This is a genomic window from Hydrogenophaga aromaticivorans, from assembly GCF_013387465.1.
In the GTDB taxonomy this organism is placed as follows: domain Bacteria; phylum Pseudomonadota; class Gammaproteobacteria; order Burkholderiales; family Burkholderiaceae_C; genus Hydrogenophaga; species Hydrogenophaga aromaticivorans.
In genome coordinates this window covers 131,617-155,373 of record NZ_VYGV01000004.1, presented here as the reverse complement: position 1 = coordinate 155,373, position 23,757 = coordinate 131,617, and the positions used below count along the sequence as shown (strand labels likewise).

At 68.8% G+C, this 23,757-nt stretch carries 25 protein-coding genes; 16 read left to right on the top strand and 9 right to left on the bottom strand.

Annotated elements, in window-relative coordinates:
* Positions 1 to 49 precede the first annotated feature (49 nt).
* Both F3K02_RS03715 and F3K02_RS03710 read right to left on the bottom strand, forming a co-directional pair.
* Positions 50 to 736: a response regulator gene (locus F3K02_RS03715; protein WP_177133456.1), complete on the bottom strand. Its 687-nt coding sequence runs from the start codon at positions 734 to 736 to the stop codon at positions 50 to 52.
* On the bottom strand, positions 733 to 2,664 hold the full coding sequence (locus F3K02_RS03710) for a type IV pili methyl-accepting chemotaxis transducer N-terminal domain-containing protein (protein WP_177133454.1): 1,932 nt from the start codon (positions 2,662 to 2,664) through the stop codon (positions 733 to 735). Before F3K02_RS03710 ends, F3K02_RS03715 begins: the two co-directional genes overlap by 4 nt.
* A 148-nt stretch (positions 2,665 to 2,812) precedes the next feature.
* On the opposite strand from F3K02_RS03710, the gene ccoG reads away from it, so the two are divergent.
* Positions 2,813 to 4,237 (top strand): cytochrome c oxidase accessory protein CcoG, encoded by a 1,425-nt coding sequence (gene ccoG, locus F3K02_RS03705; RefSeq protein WP_177133452.1) that lies wholly within the window; start codon positions 2,813 to 2,815, stop codon positions 4,235 to 4,237.
* Between the two features lie 66 nt (positions 4,238 to 4,303).
* Here the strand turns inward: ccoG and F3K02_RS03700 are convergent, their stop codons facing one another.
* Both F3K02_RS03700 and F3K02_RS03695 read right to left on the bottom strand, forming a co-directional pair.
* Positions 4,304 to 4,741 (bottom strand): YciI family protein, encoded by a 438-nt coding sequence (locus tag F3K02_RS03700; protein WP_177133450.1) that lies wholly within the window; start codon positions 4,739 to 4,741, stop codon positions 4,304 to 4,306.
* A 155-nt stretch (positions 4,742 to 4,896) separates the two neighbouring features.
* A complete protein-coding gene (locus F3K02_RS03695) occupies positions 4,897 to 5,373 on the bottom strand; it encodes an Rrf2 family transcriptional regulator (protein ID WP_177133448.1) in 477 nt (158 codons plus the stop codon).
* A gap of 127 nt (positions 5,374 to 5,500) precedes the next feature.
* Here F3K02_RS03695 and ytfE point away from each other — a divergent pair, with 127 nt between their 5' ends.
* The 8 genes from ytfE to ubiD all read left to right on the top strand — a co-directional run bounded on the left by ytfE (position 5,501) and on the right by ubiD (position 12,150).
* Complete coding sequence (gene ytfE, locus F3K02_RS03690) at positions 5,501 to 6,223, top strand: iron-sulfur cluster repair protein YtfE (RefSeq protein ID WP_177133446.1); 723 nt, start codon at positions 5,501 to 5,503, stop codon at positions 6,221 to 6,223.
* A 241-nt stretch (positions 6,224 to 6,464) separates the two neighbouring features.
* Positions 6,465 to 7,499 (top strand): ubiquinone anaerobic biosynthesis protein UbiU, encoded by a 1,035-nt coding sequence (gene ubiU, locus F3K02_RS03685; protein ID WP_177133444.1) that lies wholly within the window; start codon positions 6,465 to 6,467, stop codon positions 7,497 to 7,499.
* Positions 7,500 to 7,614: 115 nt separating this feature from the next.
* Complete coding sequence (gene ubiV / locus F3K02_RS03680; protein WP_177133442.1) at positions 7,615 to 8,538, top strand: ubiquinone anaerobic biosynthesis protein UbiV; 924 nt, start codon at positions 7,615 to 7,617, stop codon at positions 8,536 to 8,538.
* Positions 8,539 to 8,542: 4 nt separating this feature from the next.
* Positions 8,543 to 9,160, top strand: a complete 618-nt coding sequence (gene trhA, locus F3K02_RS03675; protein ID WP_177133440.1) for a PAQR family membrane homeostasis protein TrhA — start codon at positions 8,543 to 8,545, stop codon at positions 9,158 to 9,160.
* 16 nt (positions 9,161 to 9,176) lie between these two features.
* A complete protein-coding gene (gene ubiT / locus F3K02_RS03670; protein WP_177133438.1) occupies positions 9,177 to 9,692 on the top strand; it encodes a ubiquinone anaerobic biosynthesis accessory factor UbiT in 516 nt (171 codons plus the stop codon).
* A complete protein-coding gene (locus F3K02_RS03665) occupies positions 9,679 to 10,089 on the top strand; it encodes a putative zinc-binding protein (protein WP_177133436.1) in 411 nt (136 codons plus the stop codon). The genes ubiT and F3K02_RS03665 overlap by 14 nt, the downstream gene beginning before the upstream one ends.
* Entirely contained in the window at positions 10,070 to 10,669 is a 600-nt protein-coding gene (locus F3K02_RS03660; protein WP_177133434.1) for a UbiX family flavin prenyltransferase, read from the top strand. Before F3K02_RS03665 ends, F3K02_RS03660 begins: the two co-directional genes overlap by 20 nt.
* Complete coding sequence (gene ubiD, locus F3K02_RS03655) at positions 10,666 to 12,150, top strand: 4-hydroxy-3-polyprenylbenzoate decarboxylase (RefSeq protein ID WP_177133432.1); 1,485 nt, start codon at positions 10,666 to 10,668, stop codon at positions 12,148 to 12,150. Before F3K02_RS03660 ends, ubiD begins: the two co-directional genes overlap by 4 nt.
* A 24-nt stretch (positions 12,151 to 12,174) precedes the next feature.
* Here ubiD and F3K02_RS03650 read toward each other — a convergent pair whose 3' ends face one another.
* Positions 12,175 to 12,876, bottom strand: coding sequence for a Crp/Fnr family transcriptional regulator (locus F3K02_RS03650; protein WP_177133430.1), 702 nt, complete (start codon positions 12,874 to 12,876; stop codon positions 12,175 to 12,177).
* Positions 12,877 to 13,060: 184 nt separating this feature from the next.
* Between F3K02_RS03650 and F3K02_RS03645 the strand changes: the two genes are divergently transcribed.
* From F3K02_RS03645 to F3K02_RS03615, 7 genes are all read left to right on the top strand, one after another.
* Positions 13,061 to 13,498, top strand: coding sequence for a c-type cytochrome (locus F3K02_RS03645; RefSeq protein WP_177133428.1), 438 nt, complete (start codon positions 13,061 to 13,063; stop codon positions 13,496 to 13,498).
* Positions 13,499 to 13,536: 38 nt separating this feature from the next.
* Positions 13,537 to 14,964 carry a cbb3-type cytochrome c oxidase subunit I gene (locus F3K02_RS03640; RefSeq protein ID WP_177133425.1) on the top strand — a complete coding sequence of 476 codons (1,428 nt, stop codon included), beginning with the start codon at positions 13,537 to 13,539 and terminating at the stop codon, positions 14,962 to 14,964.
* Positions 14,965 to 14,980: 16 nt separating this feature from the next.
* Positions 14,981 to 15,796 (top strand): CbbQ/NirQ/NorQ/GpvN family protein, encoded by an 816-nt coding sequence (locus F3K02_RS03635; RefSeq protein WP_177133423.1) that lies wholly within the window; start codon positions 14,981 to 14,983, stop codon positions 15,794 to 15,796.
* Positions 15,797 to 15,823: 27 nt separating this feature from the next.
* A complete protein-coding gene (locus F3K02_RS03630) occupies positions 15,824 to 16,858 on the top strand; it encodes a 4Fe-4S binding protein (protein ID WP_177133421.1) in 1,035 nt (344 codons plus the stop codon).
* Positions 16,858 to 17,376: a hypothetical protein gene (locus tag F3K02_RS03625; protein WP_177133419.1), complete on the top strand. Its 519-nt coding sequence runs from the start codon at positions 16,858 to 16,860 to the stop codon at positions 17,374 to 17,376. The genes F3K02_RS03630 and F3K02_RS03625 overlap by 1 nt, the downstream gene beginning before the upstream one ends.
* Positions 17,377 to 17,919: 543 nt before the next feature.
* Positions 17,920 to 18,666: a nitric oxide reductase activation protein NorD gene (locus tag F3K02_RS03620; protein WP_246309141.1), complete on the top strand. Its 747-nt coding sequence runs from the start codon at positions 17,920 to 17,922 to the stop codon at positions 18,664 to 18,666.
* Between the two features lie 73 nt (positions 18,667 to 18,739).
* A complete protein-coding gene (locus F3K02_RS03615) occupies positions 18,740 to 20,038 on the top strand; it encodes an acyl-CoA dehydrogenase family protein (protein WP_177133417.1) in 1,299 nt (432 codons plus the stop codon).
* A gap of 51 nt (positions 20,039 to 20,089) precedes the next feature.
* Here the strand turns inward: F3K02_RS03615 and F3K02_RS03610 are convergent, their stop codons facing one another.
* From F3K02_RS03610 to F3K02_RS03595, 4 genes are all read right to left on the bottom strand, one after another.
* Entirely contained in the window at positions 20,090 to 21,115 is a 1,026-nt protein-coding gene (locus tag F3K02_RS03610) for an LLM class flavin-dependent oxidoreductase (protein WP_177133415.1), read from the bottom strand.
* Positions 21,116 to 21,273: 158 nt separating this feature from the next.
* Positions 21,274 to 21,576, bottom strand: a complete 303-nt coding sequence (locus F3K02_RS03605) for a DUF2917 domain-containing protein (protein WP_177133413.1) — start codon at positions 21,574 to 21,576, stop codon at positions 21,274 to 21,276.
* Positions 21,577 to 21,621: 45 nt separating this feature from the next.
* Positions 21,622 to 22,926 (bottom strand): tetratricopeptide repeat protein, encoded by a 1,305-nt coding sequence (locus F3K02_RS03600; protein ID WP_177133411.1) that lies wholly within the window; start codon positions 22,924 to 22,926, stop codon positions 21,622 to 21,624.
* Between the two features lie 43 nt (positions 22,927 to 22,969).
* Positions 22,970 to 23,704: a sterol desaturase family protein gene (locus F3K02_RS03595; RefSeq protein WP_177133409.1), complete on the bottom strand. Its 735-nt coding sequence runs from the start codon at positions 23,702 to 23,704 to the stop codon at positions 22,970 to 22,972.
* Positions 23,705 to 23,757 lie beyond the last annotated feature (53 nt).

Here is a 23,757-nt window from a genome sequence, read left to right as displayed (position 1 = left end):
ACTACCCCAGGGCCGGAATCACACCGACTTGATGTGGATCAAGTGGATTTCAGGCCAGCCCATGCGCGGTCGCATAGACCGCAGCCTGCACGCGCGAGCTCAGACCCAGCTTGCGCAGGATGTGCTGCACGTGGATCTTCACCGTGGTCTCGGCGATGTCGAGCGCGCGCGCGATCAGTTTGTTGCTGTCGCCTCGCGCGATCAGCAGCAGGATCTCGCGCTCGCGCGGCGAGAGCAGGTCGGGCGATGGGCCGCTGGCCGGTTCCAGGGGGGCCGGCGCGCTTTCGGCTGGTCGGGCACGGAACACCGAGACCAGCTTGGTCAGCATCTCTGGGCTGATCACGGATTCACCGTCGAGCACCTTGACGATGGTGTCGCCCAGGTGGTCGGACTCCACCGTCTTGAGCAGGTAGCCGTCGGCGCCGGCGCGCAGGGCGGCGGCCAGGTCGTCTTCGTTTTCGCTCACGGTGAGCATCAGGATGCGCGCGCCCGGCGCGGCGTCTTTCAGCGCGGGAATGGCGTCCACCCCGCGCACACCGGGCAGGTGGTTGTCGAGCAGGATGACATCGGGTCTGGGCGCCTGCGCCAGGCAGCGCAAGGCCTCGCCGATGTCGCCCGCCTCGCAGACCACCTCGAAGCGCTCGTCCTGCGACAGCAGGGCCCGCAAGCCGCGGCGAAAGAGGTTGTGGTCGTCGACCAGCAGCAGCTGGATGCGGGGCGCGGGTGCATGGGTCATGGGGCGGGCAGGGTCTCGGACAGTTCTTGCAGGTTCAGGCCCAGCGTGCCAATGCCACGGCCGCTCACCGGGTACGGGGGCAGGGTCAGGGTCACCGTGGTGCCCTGGCCGGGGCTGGACACCAGTTCCACGCTGGCGCCGATGCGTTCGGCGCGCTCGCGCATGATCTTCATGCCGACGTGGTTCTCGCTGCGCTGCTGGGCGGTGTCGAAGCCGGCGCCATTGTCGCGCACGGCAAAGCGCCAGCGCGCGGCCTTGTGCACATCGAGGCTGACGTGGCTGGCGCCCGCGTGCTTGCGCACGTTGGACAGCGCTTCCTGCAGCACGTGCAGCACCTGCACCTGCACGTCGGCCGGCAGTGGCAGGCCCTGCCCTTCGAGCTGCAGGCGCGTGGGCAGGCCGGTCTGGTGCTGGAACTTCTGCAGCGTTTCCTGCAGCGCGGCCTCGATGTCGTCGGTGTTGGTGCGGGTGCGGAAGTGCACCAGCAGTTCGCGCACGTCGTTGATGCTCTCCTTCAGACCGGCATCGAGCTCGTCCAGTGTGGAACTCACCTTGTCCGGCTGCTGCTTCTGCACCGCGCTGCGCAGCAGGCCGGTCTGGATCTTCAGGAACGCGAGCGACTGGGCGATCGAATCGTGCAGCTCGCGCGCCAGCAGGGCACGCTCTTCGCCCACCGCGGCCTCGCGCTCCAGCGCCGCCGCGCGCAGGCCTTCCAGCGCGCTGGCCAGGTGGCTGGCGAGCGCGTCGAGCAGCTCTGTCTCGTCGGCGTTGAGCTGCACGTCGCTGCGGAAGAACAGGTCGATCTCGCCGATCAGCCGCTGCTGCAGGCGCACCGGCACGCTCACCAGGCTTTCATAGCCCGCGCGCGCGCAATGCCGCATGGGCGCTGCGTCGTGGGTGTGGATGGGGATGACGCGCGTGCGGGCGTCGGGCTGCAGGTTGCCACAGGCGCAGGCGCCGGCCAGCAGGCTGCGCTCTTCCTCCTGCATCTCCTGCGGGAAACAGTCGGAGGCCAGCATCAGGTAACGCTGGTTGGCTTCGTCGGACCAGCGCACCGCCACCGCGTCGGCCTTCATGACCTGGCGCACGCGCTGCGAAAAGCCGCGCGAGAGTTCCTCGATGGTATTGGACTGCGCGAGAAAGGCACTCACCTCGTACAGCGCTTCCAGCCGGGCGCGCTGCGCCTCGATGCGCTGCGTCTTGGCCTGCACCTTGGCCTCCAGCCCTTCGTAAAGCGACTGCAGGGTGCTGGCCATGCGGTTGAAACCGGCGGCCACCTGGCCAAATTCGTCCTGCGTGTCGACGTCGATGCGGGTGCCGAACTCGCCCGCCTCGACCCGCGCCAGCACCCTGCGCAGGTGCGCCAGCGGGTTGATCACGTAGAGGTAGCCGGTGTAGAGCATGATCACCGCGCTGCCGATGGCCAGCGCCATCATCACGAACTGGAACAGGTTGAGGATGGCGGTGTAGCCCGAGAGCTGTTTCTCGATCACCAGCACGAAGCCGTCGATCGCGTCGACGAACTCGCCCGCGGCCTGCAGCGAGCGAGCGGCATCGGGCGGCACCTCGCCCAGCCACAGCGGGCGCTGGTTCTGCCAGAGCGCTTCCACCATGACGAACTGCCGGCTCACCTCGTCGTTCCAGGGCACGAACAGCGGGCGGCTCGGGTCGCCGCTGCGCAGCAGGCCCAGGCTTTGATCGAACTGCGCCACCAGGGCGTTGATGTCGCTGGCCGGCAGCTGGGCCGCCACCGAGCTGTTGAGGCGCCAGGTCTGCATGCGCATGCGCCCGGCCTCGTTCACCGCCGCCGCGCCACCTTCGAGCTGCCAGGTCACCCACAGCGTGAGGCCGATCGAGGCCAGCGCGATGACCAGCAGGCCGGCGCCGATGCGGATCAGCTTGATCGAGAGCGAAACGGTGGATGCCATGGCCATAGGTTAGCGGCTTTGTACCGACCCCGATACCAGCAAGTTGCACGCCCGGGGCCGGAGACCCCGGCGCGGGCAAGGGTTTGCACGGCGCCCGATCATGAAATTAATATGCACTTAAAATGCATCTTTTCGTGCCATCGATGCCATGTCAAATCCACCCGAACCGGCGGCCCAGCCGGTGTTCTTTCCCTTGCTGGACCAGCAGCAGAAGATCTACCCGCGCTCGGTGAGCGGACGCTTTGCGCGCTGGCGCTGGGTGATGGTCTGGCTGACCCAGATCGTGTTCTACGGCCTGCCCTGGCTGCGCTGGAACGACCGGCAGGCGGTGCTGTTTGATCTGGAAGAGCGGCACTTCTATGTGTTCGGGCTGGTGCTGCAGCCGCAGGATTTCATCTACCTTGCGGCGCTGCTGGTGCTGTCGGCGTTGGGCTTGTTCTTCGTCACCGCCATCGCCGGCCGTGTCTGGTGTGGCTACGCCTGCCCTCAGACGGTCTACACCGAGATCTTCCTCTGGGTCGAGCGGCGCATCGAAGGCGACCGCAGCGCGCGCCTGCGGCTGGACGCGCGGCCCTGGGGGCTGGAGAAGCTGCTGCGCAAGACGGGCAAGCAGGCGGCCTGGATCGCCATCGCCCTGTTCACCGGTTTCAGCTTCGTCGGCTATTTCATCCCCATCCACAGCCTGGCCGAACAGACCCTGGCGCTGACGCTCACACCCTGGGCCACGTTCTGGGTCTTCTTCTACGGCTTCGCCACCTACGGCAACGCCGGCTTCATGCGCGAGCAGGTCTGCAAATACATGTGTCCCTACGCGCGCTTCCAGAGCGCGCTGATCGACATGGATTCGATGGTCATCGCCTACGACACGAAGCGGGGCGAGAACCGCGGTGCGCGCTCGCGCAAGGCCGACCCCAAGGCGCTGGGCCTGGGCGACTGCATCGACTGCACGCTGTGTGTGCAGGTCTGCCCGACCGGCATCGACATCCGCAACGGCCTGCAGAACGAATGCATCGCCTGCGCGGCCTGCATCGACGTCTGCGACGAGGTGATGGACAAGATGGGCTACGCACCCGGCCTGATCCGCTACTCCTCGGGCAACGGCATCGAGCAGGGCTGGACGCCCGCGCACATGCTGCGGCGGATCTGGCGACCGCGGGTGCTGATCTACGCGGCGCTGCTGCTGGCGCTGGGCAGTGCCTTCATCTGGAGCGTGGGCCACCGCACCGACTACGGCGTGGCCGTCAGCCGCGACCGCGGCGCACTGGCACGCCAGACCGGCAACGGCGACGTCGAGAACACCTACCAGCTGCAGATCACCAACAGCCTGGAGCAGCCTCAGGGCTACATCGTGCGGGTCTCAGGCCAGGAGGGCCTGCGGCTGGACACGGCCGCCGGGCTGTCGGTGGGCGCGACCAGCACCGCCAGCATGCCGGTGCGGCTGGTGCTGCCGCTGGAATGGGCCCAGCGCCACGGCGGTGAGACGCTGCCGGTGGTATTCCAGATCGAACCCGACACGGCCGGCGTGCACGAGCCGGTTCAGGTGAAAAGCACCTTCGTTGTGCCACGTTATTGACGCGGTGCGCCTGACGCAGGCTCTGCGCGAGGGTCTGGCGCATGGGCACCAGGCCAGCCCGGCGGCCTACGCTCTCGCCTGCCAGACCGATGCGCTCCAGGTCGGCGCGGCGGATCTGATGAGCTCGAGGATCTCGGGCGGAATGTCACCTGGCCCGGTCAGCTGGCGAATCTCCAGCACGTCGTCTGAGCCCCATCCGGAGGGCGCGCGCAGCGCCCACCCGATGGCTTCTTCAAGCGACTTCACATCGATGATGTAGAAGCCGCCAACGAGTTCCTTCGATTCGGCGAAAGGGCCATCGACGAGGTGCCGCCGTCCCTGGGAAACCGCGACACGTGCGCCCCGTGCGGCAGGGTTCAATCCCTCGGACGCCACCAGGATGCCGGCCTGGTGCATCGCTTCGTTGAACTGCATGTAGGCCGTGAAGAGCTTTTCGTCGAAACCCGTTGGCGGGTCTGTTTTCGTGTCGTCCGTGCCTGCCTGTGCTGTGATGATGAATCGCATCGTGATTTCTCCTTTGGGTGGGTGCCGCCAGTACCACGACGAACGGTAACGCGCCAGATCGACAGCGTCACCCACTTTTTTCCGCAGGGCGCCGAGGTCGATGAGCGCTGTGGCTGGCAGACGGAGACGCCAAGGGAGAGGCCGCCAAGGCGCTCCTACAGATCGGGCAGACCCGGGATGTGCTTCAGGTGCACGACCTTGCGCGCGCCGGCCACCGGTGTTGGCATGGGTTCCAGCAGATCGGCCAGCGTCAGGCCGTCGAGCACCGCGAGGTAGCTGTCCATCGCCTGCTGCAGCGCGCCCTTGAGGCGGCAATAGCCGTTGAGCCGGCAGGTGTTGTGGTCGTTGTCGAAACACTCGACCAGCGTGAAGTCGGTCTCGGTCTGGCGGATCACGGTGCCCAGCACGGTTTCGTGCGCCGGCCTGAGCAGGCGCAGGCCGCCGCCGCGACCGCGCGTGGTCTCCAGCAGCCCCAGACCCGAGAGCGTCATCACGATCTTGGTCAGGTGGCTGCGCGAGATGCCGTGGGCCTCTGCGATCTCGCTGATGGTGGCGGGCTTTTCGCGCTGCGCACAGGCGGCGCAGTACATCAGCACCCGCAAGCTGTAGTCGCTCCAGTGGGTCAGTCGCATGCCGGGATCTCCTGGAGGCGGGGGCATCGTTCTTCCGGATACCCCGTGTCGTTCTGAGGAAATATTCACCTCGAATGAATTTTATCTTTTAATACATGAATTCAGTGTGAATATTTAAGGAAACCCCATGAACCACGCCGCCACCGTTGCCATCCCCACCGCCGACCGCGCCCAGCAGGCCATCGGTCAGATCGCCGTCGATCTGCCCGGCTCCACCGCGGTCTTCCGCCGCCTCAAGCTCGACTTCTGCTGCGGTGGCCAGGTGCCGCTGCAGCAGGCCTGTGCCAGCAAGGGCTTGCCACTGGACGCGGTGCTCGCCGAACTCGCGGAACTGGAGCGCCCGAGCGAGCTGCCAGCGACCGAGTCGCCCGAAGCGCTGGTCGATCACATCCTCGCGCGTTACCACGCCGTGCACCGCGAGCAGCTGCCCGAGCTGATCCGCATGGCCCGTCGCGTGGAGGCGGTGCACCGCGAAAACCCGGATGTGCCGGCCGGACTGGCCGAACACCTGGAGACCATGGAAGCCGAGCTGCTGGACCACATGGACAAGGAGGAACAGATCCTGTTCCCGCTGTTCAAGAGCGGCGGTGGCGCGCAGGCTCTGGGGCCGATCCACGTGATGCGCGACGAACACACCGGTCACGGCGCACAGCTCGAACGCCTGATGGCCCTCACCGACGACGCCAACCCGCCGCGCGGCGCCTGCAACACCTGGCGCGCGCTGTACGCCGGCATCGCGCAGCTGTCCGACGACCTGATCAACCACATCCACCTGGAGAACAACGTGCTGTTCCCGCAGTTCGAGGTCCAGGTGCAGACCGGGTGCGGATCGGCTTGCGGCTGCGCTTGATTTGGCCCACCCCGCGTCGCTTCGCGCCACCCCCCAGGGGGCGACACCAGCCGTCCGGCAAAGCCGGCCCGGCGGTGTCCTTGGTTGGGCGGGTGCACGCGTTCCTGAGCCGATCCGTTTGCGTCAGATCAAGCCATGAACCCATTGACCCAGGTCAACGCCCGGGCTCCGGGCCGCTGATACCTTCGCGCCCGCCTGGCAACGGCATCTCCGCCGTGCCGCACCTTCCACGCAAGCTTCCATGGCCACCGACCGAACGTTAGACAACCCCCACACCCTGGACCTGGTCTGCCCGGCCGGCAGCCTGCCCGCGCTCAAGGCCGCGGTGGACCACGGCGCCAACTGCGTCTACCTGGGCCTGCGCGACGCCACCAACGCACGCAACTTCGCCGGCCTGAACTTCGACGACGCGGCCATCGCGACCGGCGTGGCCTACGCGCATGCGCGTGGCTGCCAGGTGTTCATGGCGCTCAACACCTACCCCCAGGCCGCGCAGCCGGAGCGCTGGCGCGAGGCGATGGACAAGGCGGTGAACCTGGGTGTGGACGCGGTGATCCTGGCCGACCCCGGCCTCATGCGCTACGCCACGCAGCGCCACCCGCGGCTGCGGCTGCACCTCTCGGTGCAGGGTTCGGCCACCAACCCTGAAGCGATCAACCTCTACCACCGCGAGTTCGGCATTTCGCGCGCCGTGCTGCCGCGCGTGCTCTCGCTCGACCAGGTGCGCCAGGTGGTGCAGAAGACGCCGGTGGAGATCGAGGTGTTCGGCTTCGGCAGCCTGTGCGTGATGGTTGAAGGACGCTGCGCGCTTTCGTCCTACGTCACGGGCGAATCGCCCAACACGCACGGCGTGTGTTCGCCGGCCAAAGCGGTGCGCTGGCAGGAAACACCGAAGGGCCTGGAGTCGCGCCTGAACGGCGTGCTGATCGACCGCTACGCCGCCGGCGAGAGCGCGGGCTACCCCACGCTGTGCAAGGGCCGCTTTGATGTGGAAGACGACACCAGCTACTACGCGATCGAAGAGCCCACCAGCCTCAACACGCTCTCTCTGTTGCCGCAGCTGTTGCAAATGGGCGTGCGCGCGATCAAGATCGAAGGTCGCCAGCGCAGCCCGGCCTACGTGGCCCAGGTCACGAAGGTCTGGCGCGAAGCCATCGACAGCTGCGTCGCCCAGCCCCAGCACTACACGCCCAAGAGCGCCTGGATGGCCTCGCTCGACCAGGTCGCGGAAGGTCAGCAACACACCTTGGGCGCCTACCACCGGCCGTGGAAATGACATCCCCCCTGCGCCGCTTCGCGGCTTCCCCCCAGGGGGACCACGCCCTTGGACCGGCGGAGCCGGATCTTCGGCGCGTGCTGGGAAAGGCACGCGCGATGAACGAAACACCGATATGAAACTTTCTCTCGGACCCCTGCAGTACTACTGGCCACGCCAGACCGTGTTCGACTTCTACGAGGCCATGGCCGCGACGGCGGTGGACATCGTCTACCTCGGCGAGGTGACCTGCTCGCGCCGCCACGAGCTGCGCCTGTCGGACTGGCTGGACGTGGCCGAGCTGATGCGCGCTTCGGGCAAGACCGCCGTGCTCTCCACCCAGGTGCTGCTGGAGTCGGGCTCGGACGTGAGCGCAATGCAGAAGATCGCGGCGAACACCGACTTCGGCATCGAGGCCAACGACATGGGCGCGGTGAATGCGCTGGCCGGTGAGCGCGGTTTCGTCGCCGGCCCGCACCTCAACGTCTACAACGGCCCCACGCTGCAATGGATGGCGTCGCTGGGCGCCTCGCGCTGGGTGGCGCCGCTGGAGATGCCGCGCAAAGACCTGACCCTGCTGCAGCAGCAGCGCCCGGCCGGCCTGCAGACCGAGGTGTTCGTGCACGGCCGCCTGCCGCTGGCGTTTTCGGCCCGCTGCTTCACCGCCCGCCACCGCAACCTGCCCAAGGACGACTGCCGCTTCAGCTGCATCGACCACCCCGACGGCCTGATGCTCAAGACGCGCGAGAGCGCCGAGTTCCTGGTGCTCAACGGCATCCAGACCCAGTCGGCGCGGGTGCACAGCCTGATCGACGCCTGGGACGATCTGACGGCGCTCGGTGTCGACGTGGCGCGCATCAGCCCGCAGTCCTTGCACACGGCGGACGTGATCGGCCTGTACGACGCGGTGCGCCGCGGCAGCCGCTCGGGCACCGAGGCCCGCGCGGCCCTGCTGCCGCTGCTGCCGGACGCGGGCCAGGGCCCGGCCGACTGCAACGGCTACTGGCACGGCCAGCCCGGGCAGGACCGCGTCGCGGCCACAGCGCCGGCCACCGCCTGACACCATGGCCACCGGCGAGCGCTTCAACAGCATCAGCCACCTCGTGGGGGCGGTGCTGGCCGTGGCCGGTTCGGTGGTGCTCATCACCAGCGCGTCGCTCAAGGGCGACCCCTGGCGCATCGTGGGCTTCAGTGTCTATGGCGCGATGCTGGTGGCGCTCTATGTGGCGTCCACGCTGTACCACGCGCTGGGCGGTCGGGCCAAGGCCGTGTTCAAGAAGCTGGACCACTGCAGCATCTACCTGCTGATCGCGGGCACGTACACGCCCTTTGCGCTGGTCTCGCTCAAAGGTCCCTGGGGCTGGTCGCTGCTGGGCGTGGTCTGGTCGCTGGCCGTGGCCGGCATCGCGCAGGAAATCTGGCTGGCGCGCGGTGCACGGGTGCTGTCGCTGGTGATCTATGTGCTCATGGGCTGGCTGGCGCTGGTGGCGGTGGCGCCGCTGTGGCAGGCGCTGGGCCCGGCCGGCTTTGCCTGGCTGGCCACCGGTGGCGCCCTCTACACCCTGGGCATCGCCTTTTACGCCACCGACCACAAGCTGCGCCATGGCCACGGCATCTGGCACCTGTTCGTGCTCGGCGGCAGCACCTGCCATTTCTTCACCCTGCTGCTGTACGTGGCCTGAACGCCACCGCCTCCCCATGAACGACACCTTTGCCCAGACCCAGCGCCACACCGTTCCCCTGCCGCTCGCCGCCATGCTCTCGCGCCTGCCGCCGTATCCCGGCTCGCTGCTGCTGGTCGCCGGGCTCAACCTGGTGCTGGCGCGACAGTTGCCGGCCGATGTGGCCGAGCGCCTGCAGGGCCAGCGCATCCGCATCCACGTGCGCGACGCCGGCCTGAAGTTCGACTTTGCGTGGCAGCGCACGGCGTTCCGCGCCAGCACGCCGCAACCCGCCACCGAGCTCACCCTGAGCGCCAACGCCCACGACTTCCTGCGCCTGGCGCAGCGGCTGGACGACCCCGACACCCTGTTCTTCAACCGCCGCCTCTCCATGGAGGGCGACACCGAATTGGGCCTGGTGGTCAAGAACGCGCTCGACGCGCTGGAGCTGCCAGTGTTCGACTTCGCGCAGTGGGCGCCCTCGGCCGTGCTGTCCCGCCTGCGGCAGTTGCGCCCATCGTGGGCGCCAGGTTCCCGCCATGGCCCGCGCTGACCCCAAACTGCCCATCGTCTACGCGTGCTCCGGTTGCTCCAGCGCCGCGCAGCTGGCCAACCACGTGGCGGTGCGGCTGGACCGCATGGGCACGGCCGAAATGTCCTGCATCGCGGGCATCGGCGGTGACGTGCCCAGCCTGCTGAAGACGGCCCGCTCGGGGCGCCCCATCGTGGTCCTGGACGGCTGTCCCCTGGAATGCGCGCGCCACTGCCTGGGCCGCCACGGCATCGAACCCACGCAGCACCACCAGCTGAACATCTACGGCGTGCGCAAGCGCCTGCACGAGGACTTCGACCCGGACCAGGCCGAGGCCGTGCTGTTCCGGGTGCGCAACGACCTGCAGCGCCTCTTGCAAGACGCCGATACGCCACCCGATGAGCTCCCCACCCCCTGAACCACGCCGCCTGCTGGTGGCCATCACCGGTGCCAGCGGCGCGGTCTACGGCCTGCGCCTGCTGCAGGTGCTGAGCGAGATGCCCGACGTGCAGGCGCACGCGGTGGTGTCCGACGCGGGCTGGCTCACGCTGCGCCACGAGCTCGACGTGAACGCCGACATGCTGCGCCCGCTGGTGCACACCCTGCACGACGCCAACCAGCTCGGCGCCGGCCCGGCCAGCGGCTCGTTCCGCTGCAGCGGCATGGTGGTCGCGCCCTGCTCCATGCGCACGCTCGCGGCCATCGCGCACGGCCTGTCGGACAACCTGGTCACGCGCGCGGCCGACGTGATGCTCAAGGAACGCCGCCGACTGGTACTCATGACGCGCGAGACCCCGCTGCACCTGGGCCACCTGCGCAACATGACCGCCGTGACCGAAATGGGCGCCATCGTCTGCCCCCCCATGCCCGCCTTCTACCTGCGGCCCCAGACGCTCGACGATCTGGTGGACGCCAGCGTGGCGCGTGTGCTCGATCTGCTGGACGTGCCGCACACGCTGAGCCAGCGTTGGCAGGGCATGGACAAGGTGCCCGCATGACCTACCGCGACTTGCGCGACTTCATGGCCCAGCTCGAAGCCACCGGCGAGCTGCGGCGCATCAACGAACCGGTCTCGCCCCACCTGGAGATGACCGCGCTGTGCGACCGCGTGCTGCGCGCCGGCGGACCGGCCCTGCTGTTCGAGCGGCCCACCGGCCACAGCATGCCGGTGCTGGGCAACCTGTTTGGCACCACCGGCCGTGTGGCGCGCGCCATGGGCGTGGGCAGCCTGCGCGAGCTGCGCCAGTTCGGCGAGGTGCTGGCCGCGCTCAAGGAGCCGCAGGCGCCGGGCGGGCTGAAAGACATGGTGGCCCTGAGCGGTCTGGTCAAGACGCTGTGGCACATGAGCCCCAAAGAGCGCAGTTCCGCGCCCTGCCAGGAGCGGGTGTGGGAAGGTGCCGACGTGGACCTGGCGCGCCTGCCCATCCAGCACTGCTGGCCCGACGACGTGGCCCCGCTCATCACCTGGGGCCTGGTGATCACGCGCGGGCCGCACAAGACGCGGCAGAACCTGGGCATCTACCGCCAGCAGGTGCTCTCGCGCAACCAGCTCATCGTGCGCTGGCTCGCCCACCGCGGCGGCGCGCTCGACTTCCGCGACCACTGCCGGCAACACCCGGGCCAGCCCTACCCGGTGGCCGTGGCCCTGGGCGCCGACCCGGCCACCATCCTGGGCGCGGTCACGCCCGTGCCCGACAGCCTCTCCGAATACCAGTTCGCCGGCCTGCTGCGCGGCGCGCGCACCGAGGTCGTGCGGGCGCTGGGCGTGCCGCTGCAGGTGCCCGCCTCGGCCGAGATCGTGCTCGAGGGCCATATCCAGCCCGACGCCGCGCACCCCAGCGGCTGGCAGCACGCGCTCGAAGGCCCCTACGGCGACCACACCGGCTACTACAACGAACGCGCCGAGTTCCCGGTGTTCACGGTCGAGCGCATCACGATGCGGCGCGACGCCATCTACCACTCCACCTACACCGGCAAACCGCCGGACGAACCCGCCATGCTCGCGCTGGCGATGAACGAGTTGTTCATCCCGCTGCTGCAGCGCCAGTTCCCCGAGATCACTGACTTCCACCTGCCGTCCGAGGCCTGCAGTTACCGCATGGCGGTGGTGCAGATCCGCAAGGCCTACGCCGGTCACGCGCGGCGCGTGATGATGGGCGTGTGGAGCCACCTGCGCCAGTTCATGTACACCAAGTTCGTCGTGGTCGTGGACGAGGACATCGACGTGCGCAACTGGGGCGAAGTCATCTGGGCCATGAGCACACGCATGGACCCGGCGCGCGACAGCTTCACCATCGAACACACCCCCATCGACTACCTCGACTTCGCCTCGCCCGTGAGCGGCCTGGGCAGCAAGATGGGGCTGGATGCGACGAACAAGTGGCCCGGTGAAACGCAGCGCGAATGGGGCCGGGTGATGGCCATGGACCCGGCGGTGACGGCCCGCATGGAGCCGCTGTTCGCGGCGCTGATGGCGTGAGGCCGTGCGCCGCGCAGTGCGCTCTCAGGTCTGGACCCCATACCTGGCGAGACCCGGCACGTCGACGATGTGGATGTCGCGCTTGTCGATACGGATCAGGTTCACCGACTCCAGTTCGTGCAGCACCTTGGAGAAATACTCCGGCGTGAGCGACAGCCGGGAGGCCACGGTGGCCTTGCTCACCGGCAGCGAGACGATGTAGACCTCGCCCGTGGAGCAGTCTTCCACCTGGTGTTCGCGCAGCAGGTAGCCGATCACCCGCTGCATGCCGGTGTGCAGCGCGCCGGTCTCGATGTCGTGCACCAGACCGTGCAGGCGCCGGGAAATGCCCGCCAGCATGCGCAGCGAGAAGCGGGGGTCGCGCTGGATCTCGTTGACGATGACCTGCTTGCCCACGCTCAGCAGCAGGCTGCTGGTGAGCGCCTGCGCATTCAGGATGTAGGGCTTGTCGGTGAACATCAGCGCCTCGGCAAAGCTGTGGCCGGGCTGCACCAGCTCGATCACCTTTTCCTGCCCGGCGGGCGACAGCGCAAACAGCTTGACCTGGCCCAGCACCAGCACATGGAACTCGCGGCAGGGCTCGCCATAGCGGAACACGGTGTCACCGCGCGCCAGGCGGCGCACCTGGCAGCCCTCGGCCACGCGCTCCAGCTCTTCGGTCGACAGGTCGGTGAAGAGCGCCTGGGTCGCCAGAAAGCGCGGGATGTTGAAGTCGCTGGTGTCCATCGGTTCCTTTTCCGTGCGGGAGCCGCGGCGGTGCCGGATTGTAGGTGGGGGGTTGTGGAATCGGCCCAGATATCCCCGGCCGATTTCTGACATTTTCGACGTGAAACTTGAACCGGTTCAAGGAAAGAAAACCCGCCCGCTCCCAAACTCACCCCCGGCATTCCAGTCACAGGAGCGAGATTCTATGAACCAAGTCAAATCCAGCGGCTTCACCAAGCAGATGGCCCGCAACATGTTTTACGGAGGGTCGGTGTTTTTCATCCTGGTGTTCGCCGGCCTGATCTGGGACAGCGAACGCCGCATCCCCGCGCGCTCGAACGCGGAGGCCATCACCCCGGCCGTGATCAACGGCAAGAAACTCTGGGAAACGCGCAACTGCATCGGCTGCCACACCCTGCTCGGCGAGGGGGCCTACTTCGCCCCCGAGCTGGGCAATGTGTACGCGCGCCGCGGGCCAGACTTCATCAAGACGTGGATGAAGATCCAGCCCACCCATGTCGAGGGCCGGCGCCAGATGCCGCAGTTCAACTTTTCCGAACAGCAGCTCGACGACCTGGTCGAGTTCCTGCGCTGGACCGGTGGCATCAACACCGAAAAATGGCCACCGAACATCGAAGGCTGAGAGCCATGCGCACACCTGACATCCCAAGGAACAACACCATGTCCTCGACCAGACTTCCGTACGCCTCGCAGTCGGTATCCAAGTACTACTTCATCGCCGCCCTCGCGCTGTTCACGACCCAGATCGTCTTTGGTCTGGCGCTCGGGCTGCAATACCTGCTGGGGGACTTCCTGTTCCCCTACATCCCGTTCAACCAGGCCCGCATGGTCCACACCAACCTGCTGATCGTGTGGTTGCTGTTCGGCTTCCAGGGCGCGGCCTACTACATGGTGCCCGAAGAGTCCGAGACCGAGCTCTACAGCCCGAAACTGGCGATCGCGCTGTTCTGGATCTTCCTCGTGGCCGGCGCGCTGACCATCGTGGGCTACCTCGCGGTGCCCTACGCCAAGCTGGCCGAACTCACGGGCAACGACATCCTGCAGACCATGGGCCGCGAGTTCCTGGAGCAGCCCCTGCCCACCAAGCTGGGCATCGTGGCGGTGATGCTGGGCTTCCTGTTCAACATCAGCATGACCGTGCTCAAGGGCCGCAAGACCAGCATCAGCCTGGTGCTGATGATCGGCCTGTGGGGCCTGGCCCTGCTGTTCCTGTTCAGCTTCGTGAACCCGCACAACCTGGTGCGCGACAAGATGTACTGGTGGTTCGTGGTGCACCTGTGGGTGGAAGGCACCTGGGAGCTGATCATGGGCGCGCTGCTGGCCTTCGTGCTGATCAAGACCACCGGCGTGGACCGCGAAGTGATCGACAAATGGCTCTACGTGATCATCGCCATGGCGCTGATCACTGGCATCCTGGGCACGGGTCACCACTTCTTCTTCATTGGCATGCCCGGCTACTGGCTGTGGGTGGGCTCGATCTTCTCCGCCATGGAACCGATCCCCTTCTTCATGATGACGGTGTTCGCCTTCAACATGGTGCAGCGCCGCCGCCGCGAACACCCCAACCAGGCCGCGCTGCTGTGGGCCGTGGGCTGCTCGGTGGTGGCCTTCCTGGGCGCCGGTGTGTGGGGCTTCATCCACACGCTGAGCCCGGTCAACTACTACACGCACGGCAGCCAGGTCACGGCCGCACACGGCCACCTGGCCTTCTACGGCGCCTACGTGATGGTGGTGCTGGCGATCATCAGCTACGCCATGCCCATCCTGCGCGGCCGCGTGGCCAACAGCCAGAAGGCGCAGAACGTGGAGATGTGGAGCTTCTGGATGATGACCGTGGGCATGGTCGTGATGGTGCTGGCGCTCACCGGCGCGGGCATCCTGCAGATCTGGCTGCAACGCATGCCGACCTCGGGCGCGATGTCCTTCATGGACACCCAGGACCAGCTGCGCTTCTTCTACTGGATCCGCGTCGGCGGCGGCGTGGGCTTCCTGATCGGCCTCATGACCTACCTGTCCAGCTTCTTCATCGGCGGCGTGCCCCGCGAGGTGCCAACGGGTGCCGCGGCCCTGCGCGTGCGCAACGCCTGAGACCAGGATGAGCGCCATGACCGTCACCGAACTGTACGCCCGGGCGAACCCGCTGCCGTACTACGCCGAACAGGCCGGCGAGTGCGAGGTGTTCGACCAGGCCTGGCGCGCCCAGCTGCCTCTGCTGATCAAGGGCCCGACCGGCTGCGGCAAGACCCGTTTCGTCGAACACATGGCGGCCCGCCTGGGCCGCCCGCTGATCACGGTGTCGTGCCACGACGACCTGGGCGCGGCCGACCTGGTGGGCCGCTTCCTGATCGGCCAGGGCGAGACCGTGTGGTCCGACGGACCGCTGGCGCGCGCCGTGCGCACCGGCGCCATCTGTTACCTGGACGAGGTGGTCGAGGCCCGCAAGGACACCACCGTGGTGCTGCACCCGCTGGCCGACGACCGGCGCTGCCTGCCGATCGAGCGCACCGGCGAGCAGCTGATCGCACCGCCCGGCTTCATGCTGGTCATGTCCTACAACCCTGGCTACCAGAACCTGCTCAAGGGCCTCAAACCCAGCACCCGCCAGCGCTTCGTGGCGATCGACCTGGGCTACCCCCCGGCCGACACCGAACGCCACATCGTGATGAACGAGGGATGCATCGACGCCTTGCAGGCCGCGCAGCTGGTGGCTCTGGCGCAGGCCCTGCGCCGGCTGACCGAACACGACCTGGAAGAGACCGCCAGCACCCGGCTGCTGGTCTCCGCCGCCAGGTTGATGGCCGGTGGCCTGGCGCCACTGCGCGCCTGCCGGGGCGCCATCGTGAACGCCCTGACCGACGACCCCGGCACCGCCGAGGCCCTGATGGAAGTGGTGCGTGCGATCCTGGGCGACGAGGGATAACGCGCAGCCCGTGCTGCGCAAGGCCCCATGGAACAGTTGTCCCTCACCGGCCCGGCGGCCAGCGAAGCGCAACGCCGCGCGCGCAGCCTTCAGATCTGGCGCCGACGCACCCAGATCGGCTTCTTCGCCCTGTTCCTGCTCGCGCCCAGCCTCAACCTGCTGCGCTTCGACTTGTATGAGACCCAGCTCTGGGTGCTGGGCATGCGCTGGTCGCTCGGCATCGACGGCCTGCTCACCGGTGAGATCAGCGCCACCCAGGCCGGCCTGAACCTGCTGTGGCGCGCGCTGCTGCCCGCCGTGCTGATCGTGGGCGGCTTCCTCGCGCTGGCCTACCGCTACGGCCGCATCTACTGCGGCTGGCTGTGCCCGCATTTTTCGCTGGTGGAATCGCTCAACAGCCTGCTGCACCGCGCCTGCGGCAAGCTCAGCCTGTGGGACCGCACGCCGGTGCACCGCGCCGGCGTCACGCCGCAGCGGCGCTGGTGGCCGCTGTTCGCGCTGAGCTGCCTGCTCGCGGGCTTTGCTTGGGCCATCACCCTGCTGACCTACCTGCTGCCGCCGCAGCTGATCTGGGGCGGCCTGTTCAGCGGCACGCTCACCGCCAACCAGCTGCGTTTCCTGCTGGTGGGCACGGCCCTCTTCAGCGCCGAGTTCGCGTTCGCGCGGCACCTGTTCTGCCGCTTCGGCTGCGCGGTGGGCCTGTTCCAGAGCCTGGCCTGGATGGCCAACCCGCGGGGGCTGGTGGTCTCGTTCGAGCGCGAACGTGCGCGCGACTGCCGGACCTGCCAGAGCGAGCAGCGCAGCGCTCCGGCGCACGCCGCCCTGGCCGCGCCCGACGCGCCGTTGGGCAACGCCTGCGACAGCGTGTGCCCCATGCGGCTGCAGCCGCGCAACATCAAGCGGCGCATGTTTTCCTGCGTGCAGTGCGGGCAATGCCTGGACGCCTGCGACAGCACACACACCGCGCAGGGGCGCAGCCCCACGCTGCAGTGGCGCATCGGCGCGGACGCCCTGCGCGAGACCCTGCGGCAGCGCCGCGCCCACTCACCGGAGCAGCCCTGATGGAAGAAATGGTGGGACGCTGGTGGCACGTGGCCCTGACGCGCCTGACCCGGCCCGAGCACGCGGCCGCCGCGGTGCAGCTGTCCGACGTGAAAACGGCCATCGGCCTGCTGTTTCGCGCCGCGGGCGGGCAGGCCCACGTGCGGCTGGCCGAGGCGGGCCTGCAGCGCACCGCCGCCCCGCGCCACTGGCTGCACCGGCTCGCGGGCAGCGGCGACCGGGCCGCACTGGCGGTGCTGGAGCCCGAGGTGCTGGCCCTGCCGCCGAGCGTGGCGGTGTTCGCCGACCCCGCGCTCAACCGCGACCTCTACCTCTGGCTGGCCCTGCTCACGGCCCACTGGGTGCCCAGCGGCCGGTGGCTGACCGACAACGTGCGCGCCACCCGACGCGCGCTGGACGCCTTCCCCGGTTTCCACCCGCGCTACGAGCGCCTGCGCGATCTGCACCTGGCGCAGCGGCCGGGTGTGGCGGGCTTGCGCGGACGCGCCGCCCTCGCCCCGTCTCTTTTTAACAACTAGATGTGTATAAAAAAAAGGGCCCCACATTACCCCCCCACCCACACCCGGGTTGTCCAGACTTGGTGTGGGTGGGGGGAACACCCACCAGACACCCCACGGGCGCCGGGGGGGCAAGTCCAGTGGGCGCGGCCACTGCCGCCGCCGACGCCCAGCGCCGGCGCGCCCAGGCCACGACCCACACGCAGGAACGCCATGCCATGGTGCTGCCGTTCCGCGCCGAGGCGCTGATGTCGTGGAGCGAGCTGGTGCGCGTGAACCGCAGCAGCGACGACGAAGACGACGGCAACGCGATCAAGGCCGCCAACGACATGGAGGTCCTGTCGGTGGCGCAACAGGGCCAGACCCTGGCCGCGCGCGTGAAGTTCGACCTGGACCTGCCCAGCAGCAGCGCCGACGACACCCCGCTCGGCCCGGGCCGCAAGTTCCCCGAGTGGGACCATCGGCGCGGTGTGCTGGTGCCCGACCACTGCCTGGTGCAGGACCTGCGGGCCCGCCAGGGCGCGCCCTTCGTGCCCGGCGCCGGCCTGCCAGGTGCGCCGGCGCATGGAGGTGCTGCGCCACGCGCCGCGCCTTCAGCGCGGCCAGGAGCAGGGCGACGACATCGACCTGGACGCCTGGATCCGCCTGCAGGCCGACAGCCTCGGGGCCAGCGCCCGGCGCAGCGACACGCCCGCGGTCTACACCCGGCAGACCCGGGGCGAGCGCAGCCTCGCCACCTGGCTGCTGGCCGATCTCTCGCAGTCCACCGACGCGCACGCGAACGACCACGCGCGCGTCATCGACGTGATCCGCGACGCCCTCTACGTGTTCGGCGAGGCCCTGAACGCGGTGGGCGATCCGTTCGCCGTCTGGGGCTTCAGCTCGGTGCGCCGACAACACGTGCGCATGCAGTGCATCAAGGGGCTGGACGAGCCCTGGAACGACGCCGCGCGCGCCCGCGTGGGCGCGATCCGGCCGGGCTACTACACCCGCATGGGCGCGGCGATCCGCCACGCCACCGATCACCTGCGCCAGTGCCCGCAGCGCTGCCGGCTGCTGATGCTGCTGACCGACGGCAAGCCCAACGACCTCGACCAGTACGAAGGCCGCTACGGCCTGGAAGACACGCGCCACGCGATCCACGAGGCCCGTGCGGCCGGGCTGACCCCGTTCTGCGTGACCATCGACAGCGCGGGCCACGACTACCTGCCGCTGCTGTTCGGCCGCCAGGGTTACGCGCTGGTGCACCGCCCCGAAGACCTGGCCCACCGCCTGACCCAGGCCTGGACGACGCTGGTGCGCAGCCACTGAGCGCGCGCAACAGGGCTGCGGTCCATGTCGCGCACGCGCTGACAAGCGGCCGGGCGGTCCACACAATGCCCCCATGAACTTCGAGCACAGCCCCCGGGCACAGGCGCTGCTGCAGCGCCTGACCGACTTCATGCAACGCTATGTGCTGCCGCACAACGCGGCCTGGCACCAGGCCGTGCAGCAGGGCGACTACCCGCCGCCGTTCCTGGATGACCTCAAGACCCTGGCACGCGAGGAAGGGCTGTGGAACCTGTTCCTGCCCGGCCTGCGCGATGACGAACCCGGCACCCGGCTGGACAACCTCGACTACGCACCGCTCGCCGAGGCCATGGGCAAGTTGCACTGGGCGCCTGAGGTGTTCAACTGCAGCGCACCCGACACCGGCAACATGGAGCTGCTGCACCGCTTCGCCACGCCGGCGCAGCGCACGCAGTGGCTCACACCGCTGCTCGATGGAACGATCCGATCCGCCTTCGCCATGTCCGAGCCCGACGTGGCTTCGTCCGACCCGACCAACCTGCAGACCACGGTGCGGCGCGAAGGCGATGCACTGGAGCTCAACGGCCGCAAGTGGTTCATCACAGGTGTGGCGCACCCAGCCTGCAAACTGCTGATCGTGATGGCGCGCAACGCAGCCGACGACAGCGGTGCGCCGGACATCAAGCACCACCAGCACAGCATGCTGCTGGTGCCGCTGGACACGCCGGGCATTGAGGTGGTGCGCAACATCAGCGTGGTGCACCACCACGCGCCCGAGGGGCATTGCGAGATCGTCTTTCGCCACGTGCGCGTGCCGGCCGACCACCTGCTCGGTGGCTGGGGCGAAGGCTTTGCCATGGCGCAGGCGCGGCTGGGGCCGGGCCGCGTGCACCACTGCATGCGCACCATCGGCCAGTGCGAACTGGCGCTGGCGCTCGCCACCGAACGCGCGCTGGAGCGCCAGACCTTTGGCAGATACTTGTCGGACTACGCCAACGTGCAGGAGTGGATCGCGCTGTCGCGCATCGAGATCGACCAGGCGCGCCTGCTGGTGCTGCGCTGTGCCTGGCTGCTCGACCATCCCGACATGGCCGAACCCGCCGCCGTGCGCGCGCAGGTGGCCGCGATCAAGGTGGTGGCCGCGGGCCTGCAGACGCGCGTGGTGGACCGCGCGATGCAGATCTTCGGCGCCATGGGCCTGTCGCCCGACACGCCGCTGGCGCAGTTCTGGACCTGGGGCCGCGCTCTGCACCTGCTGGATGGCCCCGACGAGGTGCACCTGCGCAGCGTGGCGCGGCACGAACTGGAGCGGGCGCGCACGCGCATGGGTGCGTCGTCGGCCTACTTCACGACGCCCGAGCAGATGCGCACGCCGCCGCACCTGTCTGCGTAGAAGGCGTTTGCGATCCAGCGGTGTGCAGAGAACCTCAGTCGACCAGAGACGTCAGGCTGCCACCGGCTCGCGCATCGCCGCCGCGGCGATGTCCAGCGAACGCAGGCGCAGCGCCGGGTCGAACACGTCGCTCACCAGCATGAACTCGTCGGCCTGGGTCGCGTTGGCGAGTCTGGTGAGGCCGGCGCGCACCGTGTCCGGGCCGCCGATCACCGCACAGGCCAGGAAGTCGGCAATCGCCGCATGGGCCTGGGTGTCCAGCGTTTCCATGAAGCCGGCCACCGGTGCCGGCAGCTGGCCGCGTTTGCCGGTGAGGATGCCCAGCACACGCTGGTAGGTGCTGCTGGCCAGGTACTCGGCTTCGTCGTCCGTGGGTGCGGCGATCAGTGGCACGCCGACGATGGCGTAGGGCTTGTCCAGCACGGCCGAGGGCTTGAAGTTGTGGCGGTACAGGTCCAGCGCCTGCAGCAGGTAACGCGGTGCAAAGTGCGAGGCGAAGGCGTATGGCAGACCACGCTCGGCCGCGAGCTGGGCCGAGAACAGGCTGGAGCCCAGCAGCCAGATCGGCACATGGGTGCCCGCGCCGGGCATGGCGATCAGCTTCTGGCCCGGCACCGCATCGCCCAGCAGGCGCTGCAGTTCGGCCACGTCGCGCGGGAAGTCGTCTTCGGTCTCGCGGCGGTCGCGGCGCAGCGCGCGCATGGTCAGCGGGTCGGTGCCGGGCGCGCGACCCAGGCCCAGATCGATGCGGCCGGGGTAGAGCTCGGCCAGCGTGCCAAAGGCCTCGGCCACCACCAGCGGCGCGTGGTTGGGCAGCATCACGCCGCCCGAACCCACGCGCATGCGCTGCGTGGCGCCAGCGATGTGGCCCACCAGCACGGCCGTGGCCGAACTGGCGATGCCGCTCATGTTGTGGTGTTCGGCCAGCCAGTAACGCGTGAAGCCCAGGGCCTCCGCGTGCTGTGCGGTGCGGCGGGCGATGGTCAGCGCATCGGCCACCGTGCCGCCTTCGCGCACGGCCACCAGATCGAGCAGGGAGAGGCGGATGTCTTGCAGGGGCTTGGGCATGGGATTCATGAACAGCATTGTCAGATGCTTTGCATCCCGCCGGTCTGTGAGCCCGCGAAAGACCCCTGTACCCCTCCCCCGGCGCGCCTACCCACCGATCAGCGTCCCTTGATGGCACCCCGGCGCGCCGACGCACGGGATACGCGGTCAACGCGCCGTCATCCGGCTCACCCGGCGGGTGGGAGCACCCGCAGGGTGAGCGCTTCGAGGGCCTGCACGATCACGCGCTCGGGCCGGTCGCAGGTGTGGCTTTCACCCGCTTCCAGCACGGTGTCCCGCGGGTCACGGTCGTGGGTAATCCAGGCCCGCCCGGCGATGCACTCGATGCGGCAGCCCAGTGGCCGCGCGATGCGATGCAGGGTCCCCCGGGGCAGCACCCAGGTGTCGGTGGCGGGGCGCGAGCTGGCGGCCGGGTGCGGCCGGCGCGACAGGCGCAGGGTGGAAGGCAGGGACAGCTGTACGGTGTGCATGGTTCAAGGCCGGCGGGGCCAGCGAAAGGTGGGAAGGAACGGGAGTCAGGCGGTCAGCGCCTCGCGCCGCGCGGGCAGGCGCTGCCGGGCCAGGGCCAGACGCTCCTGCTCCAGCACGCGCGCCAGGGCTTTCTGGCCGCTGCGCTGGGCCGCCGCGATCAGCGTGAGGTCGATCAGGTCGCGCTGCGCATGGCTGCCACCGAAACGGTGCGACTGGCTGCGCACCGGGCGCAGCAGGGCCACCGCACGCGCCCAGTCCTGCTGGCCGAAGGCGATGCAGGCCTGCGTGACCGCCGAGCCGACCTCGCGCGTGAAGGCCGCGTTGTCGCCCTCGCTGGCCATGGCCTGGCGCTGGGCCTGCAGCAACGCCTGCAGCAGGTCCTCGCGCCCGGCGGCCACGAAGGCCATGGCCGCGTGCCAGTCGCTGAAGGCGTAGTGGCCGTCGCCCGCGAAGGGCGCCCAGCGCTCGGCCAGACGCTCCCAGCGCGCGCCCACGTCCGCCCCCTGCAAATCCAGCCGCCACAGCAAGGCGCTCGCGTCCACCAGTTCCACATGGATCTCGGGGCGGTGGCCGTGGATCGGGCCGTCGTACAGCGCCAGCACTTCGGTCACATCGCCCTGCGCCAGGTGGTGCAGCGCGAGGTGCCACCAGTTGTGCACGGCCAGGAAGTTGTCGGTCTGCCAGCCTTCGTTGCCCCGCATCCACTCGATGCCCTCGTCGCGCCGGCCCTGCATTTCCAGCACGTGGGCCACCGCGTGCTGCGCCCAGGCGTCGCGGGGCTGCAGGTCCACGGCCTGGCGCCCCAGGCGTTCGGCGCGGGCGTAGTCACCGGTTTCTTCGAGCCCGAAGGCCTGCATGCCCAGCACCGCGTGCCAGCCGGGCAGGGTGGCGGACCACGCCGGCAGGGCGCGCGCGATGCGGTCGCGCAGCATGCGCGAGTCGCCCACGAAGAAGTCGAGCTGCTGGCCGGCCTGCAGGGCCAGCGCGTCCAGCGGGTAGTGCGCGCTCAGGTCTTCCAGCGTGAGCGCGGCGGCGCGCCACTGGCCGTCGCACAGCTGCGCGATGGCCCGCAGGTGCCAGGCTTCGCGCTCGTTGTGTGGCAGCTCGCGCGCGGCGGCCAGCGCTTCGCGCGCCGGCGCCAGGGCGCCAGCTTCCGAGGACAGCAGGTAGAGCCAGGCGCGCAGCACCTGGGCCATCACGAGGTCGGGGGCTTCGGCCAGCGCCGCTTCGGCGGTGGCCAGGGGGTTGTCGGCAAAGCAGCGGAACTGGTGCAGGGCCTGCTCCAGCAGGTCCAGGGCGTGGGCGTTGCCGCCCGAGAGGGTGTAGCCGACGGTGTCTTTCGTGGTCATGGGATTGCTCCGGGGTTGGGGTGAGGAAAAAGGAAAAAGAAGATCAGTGCCGGGCGCGCGACACGTCGCGGAACGCCAGCATTTCGGGAATGCGCGCGGAGGCGCCGTCGTGGAAACCCAGTTCGGGCCAGGGCGCGTTCGCCGGTCCGTTGCGGAAGGTGCCGAACAGCAGGTCCCACAGCGGCAGGTCGGCGTAGTTGTGCGCGTGCACGCCGCGCTGGTGGTGGATGGCGTGGCTTTCGGGCCGCTGGATCAGGTAGCCCAGCCAGGTCGGCGTGCGCACGCGGGCGTGCTGGAACACCGAGAGAAAGGTCAGCAGCGCCACCGCCCAGGCCCCCGCTTCGGGGCTCAGACCGAGCAGGGGAAACAGCACCAGGCTGGAGATCGTGGTGAACAGCGCCGTGTCCAGCGGATGCAGGTAGAAGGCACCCCAGGGGTCGAGCGATTCGGCGCTGTGGTGCATCTGGTGGCCCAGGCGCCAGAGGGTGTCAAAGCGGTGCGCGCTGCGGTGGTACCCGTAGTGGAAGAGCTGGTACACCAGCACGCCCAGCGCCGCACCGCCAGCGGTGCCGAAGGCGGCCCCGTCGAAAACGTGCAGGCCTCCGAAGAAGCGGCTCCAGAGGTGGCCGACGACCAGCGCCAGCCCGGTGTTGACCACGGTGATGGACAGGGCCCGCGAGCGCCAGCCGCGCACGCGGCCAGCGTGGGCGTGGGTGATGGCGTCGAGCAGGAGGAAGGCGGGCAGCACCGCCAGGGTGAGGATTTCGGGCCAGGACATGGTGTTTCCAGTGAGGGGTTGCAAGGGGATTTGACGGTTCTAGAATCGGTCAG